Genomic DNA, 17,335 nt, shown 5'->3' with positions numbered 1-17,335 from the left:
TTGATGGGGTAAGGCTCCCAGTAGACGACTGGGTTGATAGGCCAGATATGGAAGCCTGGTAACGGGTGGAGTTGACTGGTACTAATAGGCCGAGGGCTTGTCCTCAGTTGCTCGCGTCCACTGTGTTAGTTCTGAGACAACGACCGTTGTCGGCTTTGAGCAGAACGCATAACAAAAGAGTGTGCTTGTTCGCTCGAAACCATTAGGGTTTCGGTGGTCATAGCGTGAGGGAAACGCCCGGTTACATTTCGAACCCGGAAGCTAAGCCTTACAGCGCCGATGGTACTGCAGGGGGGACCCTGTGGGAGAGTAGGACGCCGCCGAACAATCTTTGGAAAGGACCCCTGGTCCCAGCGTTCAGCTGGGACCAGGGGTCCTTTTGTTTCTAGAATGCTTGCAGTACCGAAGACAGGAGTCACCATGTCCACCAACTCTCCCGACGATCGACCGGAGCGCGACCAGCGGCGACGGGACAGTGGTGACCGTGGCGGCTATCGCGGTGGACCGCGCCGCGACAACGAACGGCGTGACAACGACCGCGGTGGCAACGGCCGGCGTGACGAGCGCCGTGGTGATGACCGGCGTAGCGATGACCGTCGGGGTGATGACCGTGGTGGTTTCCGTCGCGATGACCGCCGCGATGACCGTGGTGGGTTCCGTCGCGATGACCGTGGTGGGTTCCGTCGTGACGACAACCGTGGTGGTGGCGGATTCCGCGGCCGCGACGACCGCCGGGACGACCACCGTGAAGGCGACCGTGGGCCTCGTCCCGCGTTCCGCCGGGACGACCGCCCGGGGGCCCCTCGTCGTGACGATCGGGATCGCGACCGTGGCTTCCGTCGGGAAGGTGATCGGCCGGCCTTCCGTCGTGATGACCGCCGCGACGAACGGCGGGACGACCGTCCCCCGTTCCGTCGCGATGACCGACGTGACGACCGCCCCGCGTTCCCCCGGGACGACCGACGCGACGACCGCAGGGACGAGCGGCGCGACAGCGGGGACCGTGGCGATCGTGGCGGATTCCGTCGGGACGACCGGGACCGTGGGTTCCGTCGTGACGACCGTCCCGCTCGTCCCGAGCGTCGTGAGGGTGACCGTCCCGCGTACCGCCGTGACGACGACCGCGGTGGCTTCCGTCGTGACGACAACCGTGGTGAGCAGCGCGGCGGCGGGTTCCGGCGCGACGACCGCGGCCGCGACGAGCGTCGCGGAGACGACCGCGGTGGACGTCCCCCCTTCCGTCGTGACGACCGACGTGATGACCGGCGGGACGACCGACGTGATGACCGGCGGGACGACTTCCGTCGTGACGATCGCCGGGAAGGTGAGCGGCCGGCCTTCCGTCGTGACGACCGGCGGGACGACCGCCCCCCGTTCCGTCGCGATGACCGACGTGACGACCGTCCCGCTCGTCCCGAGCGTCGTGAGGGTGACCGTCCCGCGTACCGTCGCGACGACGACCGCGGTGGCTTCCGTCGTGACGACAACCGTGGCGAGCAGCGCGGCGGCGGGTTCCGGCGCGACGACAGCCGCGGCGGTGAGCGGCCCGGCGGGTTCCGTGGGCGAGACGACCGCGGCAGGGACGACCGGGGCCGGGACGACCGGGGCCGTGGCCCTCGTCGGGACGACCGTGGCGGGCGGCCCGGTGGCTTCCGTGGCCGGGACGACCGGCGCGGCGGCGACGACAGGCGTGGCGGTGGGCGTTTCCGCGACGAGCGGGACCGGGAGCGTGAGCCGATCAAGCGGCTGCCGATCCCGGAGGACGTCACCGGCGATGAGATCGACAAGGACGTACGGCAGGAACTGCAGAGCCTGCCGAAGACGCTCGCGGAGGACGTCGCCAAGAACCTGGTGATGGTCGCGCGGCTCATCGACGAGGACCCCGAGGGGGCGTACGGCTACTCCAGGGTCGCTCTGCGGCTGGCGTCACGGGTCGCGGCCGTGCGGGAAGCGGCCGGCTTCGCCGCGTACGCGAACCAGAAGTACAGCGAGGCGCTCGCGGAGTTCCGTGCGGCCCGGCGGATGACCGGCAACGTCGATCTGTGGCCCGTCATGGCGGACTGCGAGCGTGGACTCGGGCGGCCCGAGAAGGCGCTCGACATGGCCGGGGCTCCCGAGGTGCACAAGCTGGACAAGGCCGGTCAGGTCGAGATGCGGCTCGTCGCGGCCGGTGCTCGGCGCGACATGGACCAGCTGGACGCGGCCATCGTGACCCTGCAGAGCCCCGAGCTGGCCTCCAACTCCGTGCAGCCGTGGACCGCGCGCCTGCGGTACGCCTACGCCGACGCGCTGCTCGCGGCCGGGCGTGAGGACGAGGCGCGGGAGTGGTTCGCCAAGGCCGTGGAAGCCGACAAGGACGGCAGCACGGACGCGTCGGACCGGCTGGCCGAGATGGACGGTGTCGAGTTCATGGACGTCCTCGTCGAGGACGAGGGCCAAGACGAAGACGAGGACGAAGACGACGAGAGCGGATCCGGGGGTGCCGAGGCGCCGCTGGATGCGCAGATCACGCAGGTCGAGGTCGACAAGAGCATCGACGTCGACGAGGACCACCACGTCGACCTCGACCTCGATGACGACGGTGACGACGACGGCGATGACAGCGACGGCGATGACGACGACGTCGTGGACGAGACGGATGCCGTCGTGGACGACAAGGACTGACGTCCGGAAGAAGTGGTGAAGGGCGGGATCCCTACGGGGATCCCGCCCTTTCGTATGTCCGGCCTCCGGGGAAGGCGCCGGCTCAGAACTCCAGCGCGCGCAGTACCAGCCCTGACGCCGGCTTGGGGCCGAACGACGTGGACTTGCGGGGCATGGTGACGCCCTGGCGGGCCAGGTCGCGTACGACCTCCTCGCGGACCGGGTGCATGAGGACGGCCGTGCCGCCGTCGCGTTCGGCCTTCTCGACGGTGGCGGCCGTGTCGTGGATGTAGGCGACATGCGCCGGGGAGTCCTCGGGGATGTGCCAGACATGGTCCAGGAGCGTGGCGTGCAGGACTGTCGCATCGAGGGTGCGCCAGGCCGGCGGGCGGTCGGCGGGGATCGTACGGGCGAGGAGGTCCGGGTCCGGGCGGTCGACGAGGTGGAAGGCGCCGTCACCGGCGAGGACGAAGGCGTTGCCGGTGAGGGACGCGTCCGCCAGGGCCTCAAGGGCCTCGGAAAGGGGGACGTCCAGACGGCGCACGCGGAACAGGCCGTGCAGGGCGGTGAGGGCGTCGGGGAGGGGAAGTTGATGGAGGAGACGGTGGATCGCGCGCACGCGCAGGGGGTAACGGGCGGTGTCCACCAGCAGGACCAGGCCGTAGTCCCAGGGGCTGGGGGACGGATGCTCCGTGCGGAGCCGGAGGTAGGTCGCCCAGCGGTGATGGCCGTCGGCTATCAGTGCCTGGTGGCGGGCCAGGTCCGACTGGATCTCGGCGAGGTCGGCGGGGTCGGTGACGGCCCAGAGGCGATGGCTGAAGCCGTCCTCCGTCGTCGTGGCGAGGAGTGGGGCACGCTCAGTGGTGCGCTCGACCACGGCTGTCGCCCCGGCCGTGGCGCCGTCGCCCCGGTAGGTGAGGAGCAGGGGCTCCATGTTGGTGGCGGTGGCGCGCAGCAGGGCCGCGCGGTCCGTGATGACGTGCGGGATGACGTCCTCGTGGGGGAGGACCACGCCGGCGGAGGGCTCGGAGAGGCGCAGGGCGCCTATGAGACCGCGCTGGAGGATGCTGCCGTCCGCCTGCTCGTAGACGTAGAGACCGGGCTCGGCGTCGGCGGCGAGGACGCCGTCGGCGAGCCAGCGGCGCAGCGTGTCGGCCGCCTGTTCGTTCCGGGCGGCGGGGCTGCCGGCCTGGGGGAGTATCAGGCGGACGATGTTGTACGGATCGGCGGATTCGAGATGAAGCAGCCCGTCCGGCCGTACGACGACGTCGTACGGCGGTGATGTCACGGCGGCCAGACTGCCGACCCGGTCGGGGTCGTAGCGAAGCCCCCGGAACGGGGTCAGTTCGAGGCCGCTGCGCGCCGGGATCTCCTCCGCGGGACCTGCGTAGTTCATTGATGCATCGTATGGGTGTCGGTGCCGTGAGGGATGATCGGGGAAAGCGACCTGACCGATTGTTGACGGACCGGAGTCCGGTCCGGCCCGGTCGGGCGACCGTCGGACGAGCGAGGAGCGGAGCACGATGAGCCAGGCAGTCAGGACGCGGCCCGACGGCAGTGGGCAGGCCCTGAGCGAGGCGTACGACACGGCTCTGCTCGATCTGGACGGGGTGGTGTACGCGGGAGGGAGCGCGATCGCCTACGCCGTGGAGTCGCTGAGCACGGCGCGCGCCGGTGGTATGCACCTCGCGTACGTCACCAACAACGCGCTGCGGACGCCGGACACGGTGGCCGCGCATCTGACGGCCCTCGGCATACCGACCGAGGCCGGTGACGTCATCACCTCGGCACAGGCCGTGTCCCGGCTGATCAGCGAGCAGTTGCCCTCCGGGGCGCGGGTGCTGGTCATCGGTGGTGAGGGGCTGCGGGTGGCGCTGCGGGAGCGGGGCCTCGAACCGGTCGAGTCGGCGGACGACGATCCGGCGGCGGTGGTGCAGGGGTACGGCGGTCCCGAGCTGCCCTGGGGGCGGTTCGCGGAGGCCTGCTACGCCATCGCGCGCGGGGTGCCGTGGTTCGCGTCGAACACCGACCTGACGATCCCGAGCGCGCGCGGGATCGCGCCGGGCAACGGGGCGGCGGTGCAGGTCGTCCGGATCGCGACCGGCGCCGAGCCGCAGGTGGCGGGCAAGCCCCTGCCGCCGATGCACCGCGAGACGATCCTGCGGACCGGCGCCGAGCGGCCGTTGGTGGTCGGGGACCGGCTGGACACGGACATCGAGGGGGCGTTCAACGGCGAGGTCGACTCGCTGCTGGTGCTGACCGGTGTGACCGACGGCGCGCAGTTGCTGGCCGCGCCCCCGCGGCACCGGCCCACGTACGTCGACGCCGATCTGCGGGGCATGCTCACCGGGCAGCCGGAGGTCGTGGAGGCGGGCGAGGGTTTCCGGTGCGGCGGCTGGACGGCCACGGCGGGGGCGGATCGGCTCGAACTCGACGGCGAGGGCGAGGCCCTGGACGGGCTGCGGGCGCTGTGCGCGGCGGCCTGGACGGCGGCCGGTGAGGGCTCGTGCGCGCTGGACGGGGGGAAGGCGCTGGCCCGGCTGGAGCTCTGAGGGACGGGGGCTCTCGTCCGCCGTCCGTACCGCTCCGTGCGGTCGTCGTGGGCGCGTTCGAGCCAAAAGCAGAGGATAGGCTAACCTAACCGAGTGTTGGTCGACAGTCCTCCTGAACCGAGCGCGGAGACCGCTCCCGCGCCCCCGAACCGCCGTGCGGTACGAGCCGTCGGCCTCCTCGTGGCCCTCGTCCTCCTCGTCCTGGTCGCCCTGGCGAGTATCGCGATCGGTGCGAAAGAACTCTCTCCGGGGCAGGTCTGGCACGGCTTGTTCGAGGACACGGGGACGTACGGTGACGCCGTCGTCGGGGAGCGGATCTCGCGCACACTCCTCGGACTGCTCGCGGGGGCCGCGCTGGGGCTCGCCGGTGCCGTCCTCCAGGCGCTCACCCGGAACCCGCTGGCCGACCCGGGTCTGCTCGGCATCAACGCGGGCGCGTCCGCGGCCGTGGTCACCGCCATCACCTACTTCGGCGTCACCTCGCTGAGCGGCTACGTGTGGTTCGCGTTCGCCGGCGCGGCCATGGTCGGGGCGCTGGTCTGGTTCCTCGGCGGCAGCCGGGGTGCGACGCCGGTGCGGCTGGCGCTCGCGGGCACGGCGATCAGTGCCGCGCTCTACGGCTATCTCCAGGCCGTGATGATCATGGACGACGCGGCGCTCTCCAAGATGCGCTTCTGGACGGTCGGTTCGCTGGCCTCGGCGAACGACGAGACCATCACCCAGGTGCTGCCGTTCCTGGCCGTCGGTACGGTCGTCGCGCTGCTGCTCGCCCGACCGCTGAACGCGATGGCCATGGGCGACGACACCGCTCGCGCGATCGGCGCCAACCTCAACCGCACCCGTGCGCTCTCCATGGCCGCCGCCACCGTGCTGTGCGGCGCCGCGACCGCCGCCTGCGGGCCGATCGTCTTCGTCGGGCTGATGGTCCCGCACGTGGTGCGGTCCTTCACCGGGCCCGACCTGCGCTGGATCCTGCCGTACGCGACCGTCCTGTCGCCCGTGCTGCTGCTCGGCGCCGACGTGCTCGGTCGCATGGTGGCGCGGCCCGCGGAGCTTCAGGTCGGCATCGTCACCGCGATCCTGGGCGGTCCGGTCTTCATCTTTCTCGTACGACGGCGGAGGACGGCCCAGCTGTGAAGACGCAGGCCACGAGGGAGACACCCACCATGAGCAAGCCCGCCGGGCGCGACCGCGCGCTGCGCTCGCCAGGCGGCCTGTCCGTCCGGCTGGACGTGCGGGCGTTCACCGTCGTCGTCCTGCTGCTGGTGGCGGCGCTGACCGCGAGCGTGGTGCTGATCGGCACCGGCGACTTCCCGATCCCGGCCGGCGACGTGCTGAAGACGCTGCTGGGCAACGGCGACGCGGGCCAGGAGTTCATCGTCAACGAGTTGCGGCTGCCCAGGGTTCTGGTCGGCCTCCTCGTCGGGGCCTCGCTCGGGCTCGGTGGGGCGCTGTTCCAGTCCATCTCCCGCAATCCACTGGGCAGTCCGGACGTGCTCGGCCTGTCCCAGGGCGCCACCGCCGGCGCGCTGGTCGTCATCGTGCTGTTCTCCGGCAGCGCGAACCAGGTGGCCCTCGGCGCGCTCGTCGGCGGTCTGGTGACCGGCTTCGCGATCTACGCGCTGGCGTGGAAGCGGGGCGTGCACGGCTATCGGCTCGTGTTGGTCGGCATCGGTGTCTCCGCGATCGTCACGGCGGTCAACGGCTATCTGATCACCAAGGCGGACCTCGTCGACGCGGCCCGTGCGGTCGTGTGGATGACCGGCTCCCTCAACGGCCGCGACTGGGCCCAGGTCTGGCCGCTGCTGATCATGTGCGCACTCCTCGTGCCGCTGGTGCTCGGCAACGCACGCGGGCTGCGGATGATGGAGATGGGCGACGACGTGTCGTACGCCCTCGGGGTGAGCGTCGAGCGTGTACGGCTGCTGCTGATGGTGTCGGCCGTGCTGCTCACCGCCGGAGCCACGGCCGCCGCCGGGCCGGTCGGTTTCGTCGCCCTCACCGCGCCCCAGCTCGCCAAGCGGCTGACCCGCTCCCCGGGCCCGAACCTGGTGCCCGCCATGTGCATGGGCGCGACCCTGCTGATCGTCGCCGACTGGGCCTCGCAGCGGGCCTTCGGGGCCGACCAGCTGCCGGTCGGCGTGGTCACCGGAGTGCTCGGTGGCGTCTATCTGCTGTGGCTGCTGGTCACCGAGCGGAAGGCCGGGCGGATATGAGGGCGTCGGCGCACGAGAACGACTACGTGTCGGCGCACGAGAACGACTACGCGTCGGCGCGGGCGAAGGACGACGCGTCGGCGCACGCGAAAGACCAAGGGAGCACTGTGAACCGCCTGTCCGCCGAGAACGTCACCCTCGCCTATGACCAGCGAGTCATCGCCGAGCAGCTGTCGGTGGAGATACCCGACAACTCGTTCACCGTGATCGTCGGTCCCAACGCCTGCGGCAAGTCCACGCTGTTGCGTGCCCTTTCGCGGATGCTGAAGCCGTCCCAGGGGCGGGTGCTGCTCGACGGGCAGGTCATCCAGTCGATGCCCGCGAAGAAGGTCGCCCGGACGCTCGGACTGCTGCCGCAGTCGTCGATCGCGCCCGACGGGATCACCGTCGGCGATCTCGTGGGCCGCGGCCGGTACCCGCACCAGGGGCTGCTGCGGCAGTGGTCGACCGAGGACGAGCGGATCGTCCGGGAGTCGATGGAGTCGACCGGGGTCGCCGAGCTGGCCGACCGTTACGTCGACGAGCTGTCGGGCGGTCAGCGCCAGCGGGTCTGGATCGCCATGGCGCTCGCCCAGCAGACCCCGCTGCTGCTGCTCGACGAGCCGACCACCTTCCTCGACATCCAGCACCAGATCGACGTGCTCGACCTGTGCGCCGAACTCCATGAGCAACAGGGCCGCACACTGGTCGCCGTGCTGCACGACCTCAACCACGCCGCCCGCTACGCCACCCACCTCATCGCCCTGCGCGGCGGCTCGGTGATCGCCGAGGGCGCCCCCTCCGAGATCGTGACGGCCGATCTGGTCGAGGAGGTGTTCGGGCTGCGCTGCCAGGTCATCGACGATCCGGAGACGGGTACGCCCCTGGTGGTCCCGGCGGCGCGCAGGGCGCGCACCGGGATGGCGAGGCCCGAGAAAGTGGGGGCTACAGAAGCTTCCTGAGCTGTCGGGGCTACAGGAGCTTCCTGAGCTGGAGCAGGTCCCGGAAGCCCGCCTCCAGCTTCACCCGGCCCGACCCCCAGGCCTTGGCGAAGTTCAGTTCGCCGTCGACCAGGGCCACCAGGTCGTCGCCCGTCATCGCGAGCCGGATCTGCGCCTTCTCGGCGGGCGGTCCCGCGAGGGTGTCGTGCACCTCGATGCGGCCGTCCCGCATCCGGCCCACGAAGGTGATGTCGAGATCCCTGATGTGGCAGCTCACCGAACGGTCGAGGGCTGTCGCCTCGTGCACGTGTCCGTCGGCGCCTGCCATGGTGTCCGAGAGCTTTTCGAGCGCGGCGCGGCACTCCTCAGTCGTTGCCATCGCGATCGACGGTACCCCAGAGCTTCGCGGTAGCGTCTGGGCATGAGCGACTCTTTGCCCGAGGTCGTGGCGGAGGTGGACGCGGCGGTGGTGGAGGTGCCGGCCGAGGCCGGACCCGAGTACGACCCCGCAGCCCCGGCTCCGCTGGACGTGCCCCGCACCGCCACCGGCCACCCCGAGGTCGACGCCGCCCTCGACCGGCTGGCCGACACCGACCACCTCGCCACCGACGGGCACGTGGAGGTGTACGAGGATGTGCACCGGGGGCTGCGTGACGCGCTCACCGCGCTCGACGCCCGCCCGGGACCTCCGGCTCCCACCCGTCACCCGACCAGCACCCCTGGGTGAGACCCTGTGGGTCGTACCCATCGATCGCCGTACGAGAGCAGGAGCTGAACCCACCGTGGCAGGAGTCGCACGCCGCCGTCTGGACGCCGAACTGGTCCGGCGGAAGCTCGCGCGGTCGCGTGAGCACGCGAGCCAGCTGATCGCCGCCGGCCGGGTCACCGTCGGCAAGACCGTCGCGACCAAGTCCGCCACACAGGTGGAGACCGCGGCCGCCATCGTGGTCGTGAGCGACGACAGCGACCCCGAGTACGTGTCCAGAGGCGGTCACAAGCTCGCCGGAGCCCTGGAGGTCTTCGTCCCGCGGGGGCTGGCCGTCGAGGGGCGCCGGGCGCTGGACGCGGGAGCCTCCACCGGCGGCTTCACCGACGTACTGCTGCGGGCCGGCGCCGCGCACGTCGTCGCCGTGGACGTCGGATACGGACAACTCGCCTGGACTCTGCGCAGTGATGAACGCGTCACCGTCAAGGACCGTACGAACGTACGCGAGTTGACGCTCGAAGCGATCGATGGGGAGCCTGTGGATCTTGTCGTGGGGGATCTGTCCTTCATCCCGCTCGGCCTGGTACTGCCCGCCCTGGTGCGGTGCGTGAAGCCGGACGCCGATCTGGTGATGATGGTCAAGCCGCAGTTCGAGGTGGGTAAGGAGCGGCTGGGCAGTGGGGGAGTCGTACGGAGTCCGGAGCTGCGCGCCGAGGCGGTGCGCGGGGTGGCCCGGCGGGCGGGGGAGCTGGGGCTCGGGGTGCAGGGTGTGACGGCCAGTCCGCTGCCCGGACCCTCGGGCAATGTCGAGTACTTTCTGTGGCTGCGTGCCGGGGCACCCGCGCTGGACCCGGCCGACGTCGACCGAGCAGTGGCGGAGGGGCCGCGGTGACTCAGGACCGATCTCGAACTGTCTTCCTCCTCACCCACACCGGGCGGCCTGCGGCGATCCGCAGCGCCGAACTCGTGGTCAAGGGGCTGCTGCACCACGGCATCGTCGTGCGTGTCCTGGAGTACGAGGCCGAGGACATCCCGCTGCCGGAGGAGGTGGAACTCGTCAAGGAGGCCACCCCGCAGTGCCTCGACGGGTGCGAGTTGCTCATCGTCCTCGGCGGTGACGGCACGCTGCTGCGCGGCGCCGAGTTCGCCCGCGCGTCCGGGGTGCCGATGCTCGGCGTCAACCTCGGCAGCGTCGGCTTCCTCGCGGAGGCCGAGCGGGACGACCTCGACAAGGTCGTCGACCGGGTGGTGACCAAGTCCTACGAGGTCGAGGAGCGGATGACCGTCGATGTCGTCGTTCATCAGAACGGGGACATCGTCCACACGGACTGGGCGCTGAACGAGGCGGCCGTGCAGAAGGCGGGCGCCGAGAAGCTGCTCGAAGTCGTCCTGGAGATCGACGGGCGGCCGGTGACCGGGTTCGGGTGCGACGGGATCGTGCTGTCGACTCCGACCGGGTCGACGGCGTACGCGTTCTCGGCCGGCGGGCCCGTGGTGTGGCCCGAGGTCGAGGCGCTGCTGATGGTGCCGATCTCCGCGCACGCGCTGTTCGCCAAGCCGTTGGTGACGTCGCCGAACTCTGTGCTGGCGGTGGAGGTTCTGCCGCACATCCCGCCGGGGGTGCTGTGGTGCGACGGGCGGCGGACCGTCGAGCTGCCGCCGGGGGCGCGGGTCGAGGTGCGGCGTGGGGCTGTGCCGGTGCGGCTGGCCCGGCTGCATCACGCGTCGTTCACGGATCGGCTGGTGGCCAAGTTCGCGCTGCCGGTCTCCGGATGGCGGGGGGCGCGGCACTAGCGCGAGGCGGGGGACGGCGGGGATCGTCGGCGGCCGCGGGTTCGTCGTGGCTTGTCGCGCCCCCGCGGCGGAGCCGCACATCGACACGGCCCCGCGCCCCCGCTGAGGCGCGTTGTCGCTCGCCGGAGTGACATAGGTACCGGGGGGCGTCGCGGTTCGCCTCCCCGACCTCGTAAGGTCGTGTCCGTGTTGGAGGAGATGCGGATACGGTCGCTCGGAGTCATCGACGACGCTGTCGTCGAGTTGTCGCCCGGCTTCACCGCCGTGACGGGTGAGACGGGTGCGGGCAAGACCATGGTGGTCACCAGCCTCGGCCTGCTGCTCGGCGGGCGGGCGGATGCGGCGCTCGTGCGGATCGGTGCGAAGAACGCCGTCGTGGAGGGCCGGATCACCGTGCCCGAGGGCGCGGCGGCGGCGGTCCGGGCCGAGGAGGCCGGGGCCGAACTCGACGACGGGGCGCTGTTGATCAGCCGTACCGTTTCCGCCGAGGGACGGTCCCGGGCACATCTGGGCGGGCGTTCCGTCCCCGTGGGCGTGCTCGCCGAGCTGGCCGACGAACTCGTCGCCGTGCACGGGCAGACCGACCAGCAGGGGCTGCTGAAGCTGTCCCGGCAGCGGGCGGCGCTCGACCGGTACGCGGGCGACGCGGTGGCCGTACCGCTCACCAAGTACGGCGAGGCCTACCGGCGGCTGCGGGCCGTGGCCGGTGAACTCGACGAGATCGTCACCCGGGCGCGGGAGCGGGCCCAGGAAGCCGACATGCTGCGGTACGGCCTGGACGAGATCGCCGGCGTCGAGCCCCGGGCCGGTGAGGACGTGGAGCTGGCCGAGGAGGCCGAGCGGCTCGGGCACGCGGAGGCGCTGGCCTCGGCGGCGACGGCCGCGCACGCCGCTCTCGCGGGCAATCCCGAGGACCCGGAGGGCGTGGACGCCGTCACCCTCGTCGCGGGCGCCCACCGCGCGCTGGAGGCCGTGCGGTCGCACGACCCGGCGCTGGCCGTGCTCGCCGAGCGGATCGGGGAGGTCGGGATCCTGCTGGGCGATGTGGCCGGGGAGCTGGCGGGATACGCCGACGACCTGGACGCGGACCCGCTGCGGCTCGCGGCCGTCGAGGAGCGGCGGGCGGCGCTGACCGGGCTGACGCGGAAGTACGGCCACGGCCGTGACGTGGCCTCGGTGCTGTCGTGGGCCGAGGAGGGCGCCCAGCGGCTCACCGAGCTTGACGGCGACGACGAGCGCATCGGCGAGCTGACCGCCGAGCGGGACGCGCTGCGGGTCGAGTTGGGCGGCCTGGCCCAGGCCCTGACGGACGCCCGCGCCGAGGCCGCCGAGCGGTTCGCCGCCGCCGTCACCGCCGAGCTGGCCTCCCTGGCCATGCCGCACGCGCGCGTGTCGTTCGAGATCCGCCAGACCGACGACCCGGAGGGCGTCGAGGTGGGCGGGCGCACGGTCGCGTACGGGCCCTTCGGCGCGGACGAGGTCGAGCTGTTGCTCGCGCCGCACCCGGGGGCGCCGCCGAGGCCCATCGCCAAGGGCGCGTCCGGCGGTGAGCTGTCGCGGGTGATGCTCGCCGTCGAGGTGGTCTTCGCGGGGACGGACCCCGTGCCGACGTACCTCTTCGACGAGGTCGACGCCGGTGTCGGCGGCAAGGCGGCGGTCGAGATCGGCAGGCGGCTCGCTCGTCTCGCCAGATCGGCGCAGGTCGTGGTGGTCACGCATCTGCCTCAGGTGGCCGCGTTCGCCGACCGGCAGTTGCTGGTGGAGAAGACCAACGACGGTTCCGTGACCCGGTCGGGTGTGAAGGTCCTGGAGGGAGAGGACCGGGTGCGCGAGCTGTCGCGCATGCTCGCCGGTCAGGAGGACTCGGAGACGGCCCGGGCTCACGCGGAGGAACTGCTGGCGGCGGCTCGCGCGGACGCCTAGGGCGGGATGTGCCGACGCGGGGGTGGGACGCAAGTGGTGTGGTGGGGCAACCTCGTGCGGGAGTTCACTCGTGTGGGTGACCCTGAGTCCGGGGTTGCCCGGACCTCCGGCTCGCCCCCCGTCCGGCTGTCCCGGAACACCCTTGCGGCCTGGCATCCTTGGACGGGAACGACGTAGCGGGACGTGCCGCGTGGACCGTGCGGAAGCACCTCGTAGGGTCCACCCCGCGGCGGAATCCCTCTGTGCGTTCCTTCGTGACCGTCCGACCCCGAACCAGGAGCCCCGGCCACGTGAGTCACGTGAGCAGCCACTCACCGCACGGCCAGGCGCCGCTGCGGACCGTGCAAGTGCTCGGCGGCGGCAGCGCAGTGAGTAGCACGCATGTGCGATCGCTGACCTCGGGGCTGGTCGCCAGGGGCGTTCGGGTCACCGTCTGCGCCCCCAGCGAGGCGGACGGCCTGTACGACTTCACCGGAGTCGGCGCGCACCACGTCCATGTGCCCCGCAGCAGCGACCCGGCCTCGGTGGCCGGCCTGCGCAGCGCCTTCGCGGACGCCGACCTGGTGCACGCGCACGGACTGCACGCCGGCTTCCGCGCCACTCTCGCGCTCGGCCGGCGCACCACCCCGCTCGTCGTCACCCTGCACACGCGGTCGTACGCCGAGGGGGCGCGGGCGCATCTGCTGCGGCTGCTGGAGCGGCGGGTCGCCAAGGCCGCCGCCGTGGTCCTCGGCACCTCCTCCGACCTGGTCGACCAGGCCCGCAGCCGCGGCGCGCGCGACGCCCGGCTCGCCGCCGTCGCGCTGCCCGTGCCGCGCCGGGTCGTGGCCGGTGAGGACCCGGACCGGCCCGCGTCCAAGGTCAGGGCCGAACTGGGCGCCACGGAACGCCCGTTGCTCATGACCGTCGGCACACTCGACCGCCGGCGGGGGTACGACACCCTCCTCGACGCCGCCCGGGAGTGGCGCGGTCTCGACCCGGCCCCGCTGCTCGTGGTCGCGGGCGAGGGACCGTTGCGGGGGACGCTGCAGCGGCGCATCGAGGACGAGGAACTGCCCGTACGGCTCGTCGGGCGGCGCGACGACGTCTCCGAGCTGGTCGCGGCCGCCGACCTCGCGCTGCTGCCCGGCGGACCCGAGGCCCGCTCGGTCCTCGCGCAGCAGGCGCTCCACGCGCGCGTGCCGCTCGTCGCCGCCGCTGTCGGATCGCTGCCCGACCTGGTCGGCGACGGCGCCGAACTCGTCCCGTACGGCGACGCCGGGGCGCTCGCCGGCGCGGTCGCACGCCTCCTCGGGGACCCCGCCCGCTGCGAGACGTTGCGGGAGCGGGGCACCAGGCAGGCGGCCACCTGGCCGACCGAGGACGAGACGGTGGCCCAGGTGCTCAGTGTCTACGACGAGTTGACGCAGCTCAGGCCCCTGACCTGACCCGCAAGCGAAGGGCCCGGCCTCAGCCGACGTGTCTGCGTGCCCGCAGGGCCAGGCTCAGGGCCAGCACCGCCTGCGGGTCGTCCAGGTCGGTGCCGAGCAGTTCGCCGATGCGGGCGAGGCGGTTGTAGAGGGTCTGGCGGTTGAGATGCAGCTCGCGGGCGGTCTCCGCCTTGCGGCCGGCGTGCGCGAGATAGGCCTCCAGCGTCGGCAGCAGCGGGGGCCTGGCCCGGTCGTCGTGGTCGCGCAGGGGGCCGATCGCGCGGTCCACGAAGGCGGCCAGGTCGGGATGGTCGCGCAGCCGCCACAGCAGCAGGTCGATGTCGAGGCGCCGGGCGTCGTACCAGAGGCGGTCGGCGAGGCCCTGCGCGGCCGTCGCCGTCTCCGCCGCGTGCCGGAGGCCCGCCGAGGCGGCCGCCCAGCCGCCGGGCGCCCCGACGACCACCACGGGCGGCCGTCCGCCCGGCCTCTGCATCCCGGCCCGCTCCACGCCGGCCCGGAGCGCCGACGCGACCTTGTCGGCCACCGGCTGGCGCTCCGACTCCGCGCGCAGGCCCAGCAGCAGCGGTACGCGGCCCTCGACGGGGCGTACGCCGAGCAGGACGGGTACGCCCACGGAGGCCAGCTCCTCGGCCACCGCGCGGGCCAGGACGGCCCAGCCCCCACCGGGGGAGAGGCCGTCGGCGAGCCGCATCACGACGGGCAGCAGGGGGCCGGCGCCCGGCTTGAAGCCGAGGACGCGGGCCTGTGCGGGCGCGTCCTCGGCCCGGACCCGGCCCTCGGCGAGGTCGGTGAGGAAGTCGCCGCGTCCGCGCGCCGCCAGTTCCTCCTCCTGCCGGGCCTGCATCAGGACGACGGCGAGGATGCCGGCCGCGCGTTCGGCCGCCATCCGGTGGACGGGCGCCGGCGGGGCCACGACGGGCAGGAGGACCAGACGGGCCCGTACCGAGCCGGTGCCGGGGCCGCCACCCGGTACGTCGACGAGGGTCGACCCGGCGGGCGGCTCGTCCTGGTGCCGGTCACGCAGCCCCTCCCACACCTGGAGCGGATCGGTGTCGGCCGGACCGGTCCCGGCGGCGTACAGGAGCTGTCCGTCGGGGGTCTCCAGGAAGACCGGGTTGCCGCTGAAGTCGGCCAGGATGCCGAGCACCTGCGGGACTCCGCCGCCCCCGAGCAGGGCCTCGGTGCAGCGGCGGTGGACCTCCTCGGCCTGCTGGAGGAGCGCGTAGTGGCCGTTGACGATCTCGGTGTGGATCTCCTCGGTGACTGTCACGAAGGCCACCTCGCGGTGCAGTTGGACGAGCGGGAGCCCGGCCGAGCGCGCCGTCTCGACGAGGGCCGCCGGGAGGCGGGCGAAGCGCGGGCCCAGTTCGACGACCAGGGCCGAGATCCCGCGCTCGGCGAGGGTCCGGACGAACGCCCGCTGGTCGGCGGGGCGGGTGCCGAGCCCGTAGCCGGTGGTCAGCAGCAGCTCGCCGCCCTTGAGGAGCGAGGCGATGTTCGGGACCTCGCCCGCGTGCACCCAGCGCACGGTGCGGTGCAGCCGGTCGCCGCCCGCCAGGACCTCCGGCAGCCCGCCGCGCAGTCCGGGCAGCTCCAGCGCCCGCCGCACGGTGATGCCGCCCTGCGCCTCGCGTCCGTCACCTGGTTCGCGGCCTCCACGGGTGTCCATGGAGCGGACGGTACCCGGTCGTCAGGCCGGTGGGATGTTGTGGTTGAAGCGGAAGACGTTGTCGGGGTCGTACGCGCTCTTCACCGCCGTCAGCCGCCGGTAGTTGTCGACGCCGAGACCGGCGACGACCCGGTCGGCGCCCTCGTCGCCGACGAAGTTGAGATAGACGTCGCCGGTGCTCCACGGGCGTACGTCGGCGCGCACGTCCCGTACCCACCGGACGCACCGGTCGTCGTCCTCGGGGCTCTCCCAGACGCCGAAGGGGTGGACGACCCAGGGGGAGTCCCGGTAGGGCACGGGGTAGTGGGCGGGGCCCTCCGGTATCGCGCCGCCGAGCGGGAAGAGCACGTGCTGGGTGCCGGTCGGCACGGGCATCGACCAGGCGCGGGTGGCGAGGACGTCCACCAACTCGTCCGGCAGACCGGTCAGGTACTCCGCCGACCAGTAGTTCCGCATCCCCGGCGGATCGTCGATCATGCACTGCACGTCCGCGTACGGCATCGCGCCGACCATCTCGGCCTCGTGCGGCATCGCCAGGAGCGGCTGGGCGACCTTGCGCATGTCGTCCTCGGTGCCCGCGTACGTCAGGAGCACGGCGCAGGTGAGCCCGCCCACCAGATGCCCGGGGACGAACTCCTCGGGCGGGGCGGTGAGATAGAGGACACCGCCGCTCGCCTCCCGCGGGCCGGTCTCGATGACGTCGCGGTACACGCGGATCACCTCGGGGCCGTGTTCCGGGGGGTAGAACAGCAGGGCGACGGAGAAGGCGGGCAACTCGTGCAGCCGGAGGGTGAGCGCGGTGGCCACCCCGAAGTTCCCGCCGCCGCCGTGCAGCGCCCAGAACAGGTCCGGGTTCTCCTCGGCGCTCGCGCGGACGGTGTGTCCGTCGGCGGTCACCATTGCGACGCCGAGCAGGTTGTCGACGGCGAGCCCGAAGGTGCGGTCCAGCCAGCCGCTGCCGCCGCCGAGCACGAAGCCGCCCACACCCGTGGTCGACGCCCGGCCGCCGGTGGTCGCCAGGCGGTGGGGCTCGGTGGCGCGGTCGAGGTGGCTCATGGTGGCGCCGCCCCCGACCCGGGCGGTCCTGGAGGCGGGGTCGACCGTGACCCCGTGCATCCGGCGGAGGTCGATGACGAGTCCGTTGTCGTTCAGTGCCATTCCGGCCACGCTGTGGCCGCCGCCGCGCACCGCGATCGGCAGGTCGAGGTCGCGGGCGAAGCACACCGAACGGACGACATCGGTCTCGTCGGTGCACTGAGCGACCACGGCCGGACGCCGGTCGATCATGGCGTTGAACACCGTGCGGGCGTCGTCGTACCCCGGGTCGCCCGGCGCGAACACCTCGCCGGCCAGATCCTCGCGCAGTGCGGCGAGGGCCGCCCGCGCCTTCGAGAGGGGAGCCATGGTGAGCCGCCCCCTTTCGGTCAGGGGACAGGGCTCCTTCCAGGCTAGGTGGGGCAGACGGATCGGGCCTGTTCGGTC

General features: G+C 72.4%; 15 protein-coding genes and 2 rRNA genes. 13 read left to right on the top strand and 4 right to left on the bottom strand.

Features of this window, described 5'->3' with window-relative positions:
* From RM704_RS45530 to RM704_RS08755, 4 genes are all read left to right on the top strand, one after another.
* Positions 1–105 (top strand): 23S ribosomal RNA (locus RM704_RS45530); the annotation flags it as partial.
* A gap of 104 nt (positions 106–209) precedes the next feature.
* A 5S ribosomal RNA gene (gene rrf, locus RM704_RS08765) occupies positions 210–326 on the top strand.
* Between the two features lie 68 nt (positions 327–394).
* Entirely contained in the window at positions 395–1,855 is a 1,461-nt protein-coding gene (locus RM704_RS08760; protein ID WP_311590428.1) for a hypothetical protein, read from the top strand.
* Entirely contained in the window at positions 1,747–2,664 is a 918-nt protein-coding gene (locus RM704_RS08755; protein WP_311590426.1) for a tetratricopeptide repeat protein, read from the top strand. The genes RM704_RS08760 and RM704_RS08755 overlap by 109 nt, the downstream gene beginning before the upstream one ends.
* A gap of 82 nt (positions 2,665–2,746) precedes the next feature.
* On the opposite strand, the gene RM704_RS08750 is transcribed toward RM704_RS08755, so the two are convergent.
* A complete protein-coding gene (locus RM704_RS08750; protein ID WP_033528908.1) occupies positions 2,747–4,039 on the bottom strand; it encodes a DUF1015 family protein in 1,293 nt (430 codons plus the stop codon).
* Positions 4,040–4,166: 127 nt separating this feature from the next.
* Between RM704_RS08750 and RM704_RS08745 the strand changes: the two genes are divergently transcribed.
* The 4 genes from RM704_RS08745 (at position 4,167) to RM704_RS08730 (ending at position 8,352) form a co-directional block, all read left to right on the top strand.
* Positions 4,167–5,195 carry an HAD hydrolase-like protein gene (locus RM704_RS08745; RefSeq protein WP_033528907.1) on the top strand — a complete coding sequence of 343 codons (1,029 nt, stop codon included), beginning with the start codon at positions 4,167–4,169 and terminating at the stop codon, positions 5,193–5,195.
* A gap of 93 nt (positions 5,196–5,288) precedes the next feature.
* Positions 5,289–6,332: a FecCD family ABC transporter permease gene (locus tag RM704_RS08740; protein WP_033528906.1), complete on the top strand. Its 1,044-nt coding sequence runs from the start codon at positions 5,289–5,291 to the stop codon at positions 6,330–6,332.
* Positions 6,333–6,361: 29 nt separating this feature from the next.
* Positions 6,362–7,411: a FecCD family ABC transporter permease gene (locus tag RM704_RS08735; protein ID WP_033528914.1), complete on the top strand. Its 1,050-nt coding sequence runs from the start codon at positions 6,362–6,364 to the stop codon at positions 7,409–7,411.
* Positions 7,408–8,352, top strand: a complete 945-nt coding sequence (locus tag RM704_RS08730) for an ABC transporter ATP-binding protein (protein ID WP_311590413.1) — start codon at positions 7,408–7,410, stop codon at positions 8,350–8,352. The genes RM704_RS08735 and RM704_RS08730 overlap by 4 nt, the downstream gene beginning before the upstream one ends.
* Before the next feature lie 10 nt (positions 8,353–8,362).
* On the opposite strand, the gene RM704_RS08725 is transcribed toward RM704_RS08730, so the two are convergent.
* Positions 8,363–8,710, bottom strand: coding sequence for an SCP2 sterol-binding domain-containing protein (locus tag RM704_RS08725; protein WP_033528905.1), 348 nt, complete (start codon positions 8,708–8,710; stop codon positions 8,363–8,365).
* A gap of 42 nt (positions 8,711–8,752) precedes the next feature.
* Between RM704_RS08725 and RM704_RS08720 the strand changes: the two genes are divergently transcribed.
* From RM704_RS08720 to RM704_RS08700, 5 genes are all read left to right on the top strand, one after another.
* Positions 8,753–9,058 (top strand): hypothetical protein, encoded by a 306-nt coding sequence (locus RM704_RS08720; protein ID WP_033528904.1) that lies wholly within the window; start codon positions 8,753–8,755, stop codon positions 9,056–9,058.
* Positions 9,059–9,113: 55 nt separating this feature from the next.
* Complete coding sequence (locus tag RM704_RS08715) at positions 9,114–9,929, top strand: TlyA family RNA methyltransferase (protein WP_033528903.1); 816 nt, start codon at positions 9,114–9,116, stop codon at positions 9,927–9,929.
* Complete coding sequence (locus tag RM704_RS08710) at positions 9,926–10,831, top strand: NAD kinase (RefSeq protein ID WP_033528902.1); 906 nt, start codon at positions 9,926–9,928, stop codon at positions 10,829–10,831. The genes RM704_RS08715 and RM704_RS08710 overlap by 4 nt, the downstream gene beginning before the upstream one ends.
* Positions 10,832–11,029: 198 nt before the next feature.
* Entirely contained in the window at positions 11,030–12,754 is a 1,725-nt protein-coding gene (gene recN, locus RM704_RS08705) for a DNA repair protein RecN (RefSeq protein ID WP_033528912.1), read from the top strand.
* 290 nt (positions 12,755–13,044) lie between these two features.
* On the top strand, positions 13,045–14,181 hold the full coding sequence (locus RM704_RS08700) for a glycosyltransferase family 4 protein (RefSeq protein WP_033528901.1): 1,137 nt from the start codon (positions 13,045–13,047) through the stop codon (positions 14,179–14,181).
* A gap of 22 nt (positions 14,182–14,203) precedes the next feature.
* On the opposite strand, the gene RM704_RS08695 is transcribed toward RM704_RS08700, so the two are convergent.
* Together RM704_RS08695 and RM704_RS08690 are read right to left on the bottom strand one after the other, a co-directional pair.
* Positions 14,204–15,853, bottom strand: coding sequence for a PucR family transcriptional regulator (locus RM704_RS08695; RefSeq protein WP_033528900.1), 1,650 nt, complete (start codon positions 15,851–15,853; stop codon positions 14,204–14,206).
* A 21-nt stretch (positions 15,854–15,874) separates the two neighbouring features.
* The gene (locus RM704_RS08690; protein ID WP_033528899.1) at positions 15,875–17,257 is read right to left on the bottom strand and encodes an FAD-binding oxidoreductase; all 1,383 of its coding nucleotides are present in this window, start codon (positions 17,255–17,257) and stop codon (positions 15,875–15,877) included.
* Between the last annotated feature and the right edge of the window lie 78 nt (positions 17,258–17,335).

Origin of the sequence: Streptomyces gottesmaniae (assembly GCF_031845845.1) — a bacterium.
GTDB lineage: Bacteria > Actinomycetota > Actinomycetes > Streptomycetales > Streptomycetaceae > Streptomyces > Streptomyces akebiae.
Note: the sequence above shows the minus strand (reverse complement) of the source record. Positions and strands in the feature narration are given on the sequence as shown.

Excerpts from the sequence above, each read along its gene's own strand:
- RM704_RS08750 (WP_033528908.1), bottom strand. The coding sequence starts at position 4,039 with ATGAACTACGCAGGTCCCGCGGAGGAGATCCCGGCGCGCAGCGGCCTC.
- RM704_RS08690 (WP_033528899.1), bottom strand. The coding sequence starts at position 17,257 with ATGGCTCCCCTCTCGAAGGCGCGGGCGGCCCTCGCCGCACTGCGCGAG.
- RM704_RS08695 (WP_033528900.1), bottom strand. The coding sequence starts at position 15,853 with ATGGACACCCGTGGAGGCCGCGAACCAGGTGACGGACGCGAGGCGCAG.
- RM704_RS08730 (WP_311590413.1), top strand. The coding sequence starts at position 7,408 with ATGAGGGCGTCGGCGCACGAGAACGACTACGTGTCGGCGCACGAGAAC.
- recN (WP_033528912.1), top strand. The coding sequence starts at position 11,030 with ATGCGGATACGGTCGCTCGGAGTCATCGACGACGCTGTCGTCGAGTTG.
- RM704_RS08720 (WP_033528904.1), top strand. The coding sequence starts at position 8,753 with ATGAGCGACTCTTTGCCCGAGGTCGTGGCGGAGGTGGACGCGGCGGTG.
- RM704_RS08745 (WP_033528907.1), top strand. The coding sequence starts at position 4,167 with ATGAGCCAGGCAGTCAGGACGCGGCCCGACGGCAGTGGGCAGGCCCTG.
- RM704_RS08735 (WP_033528914.1), top strand. The coding sequence starts at position 6,362 with ATGAGCAAGCCCGCCGGGCGCGACCGCGCGCTGCGCTCGCCAGGCGGC.
- RM704_RS08725 (WP_033528905.1), bottom strand. The coding sequence starts at position 8,710 with ATGGCAACGACTGAGGAGTGCCGCGCCGCGCTCGAAAAGCTCTCGGAC.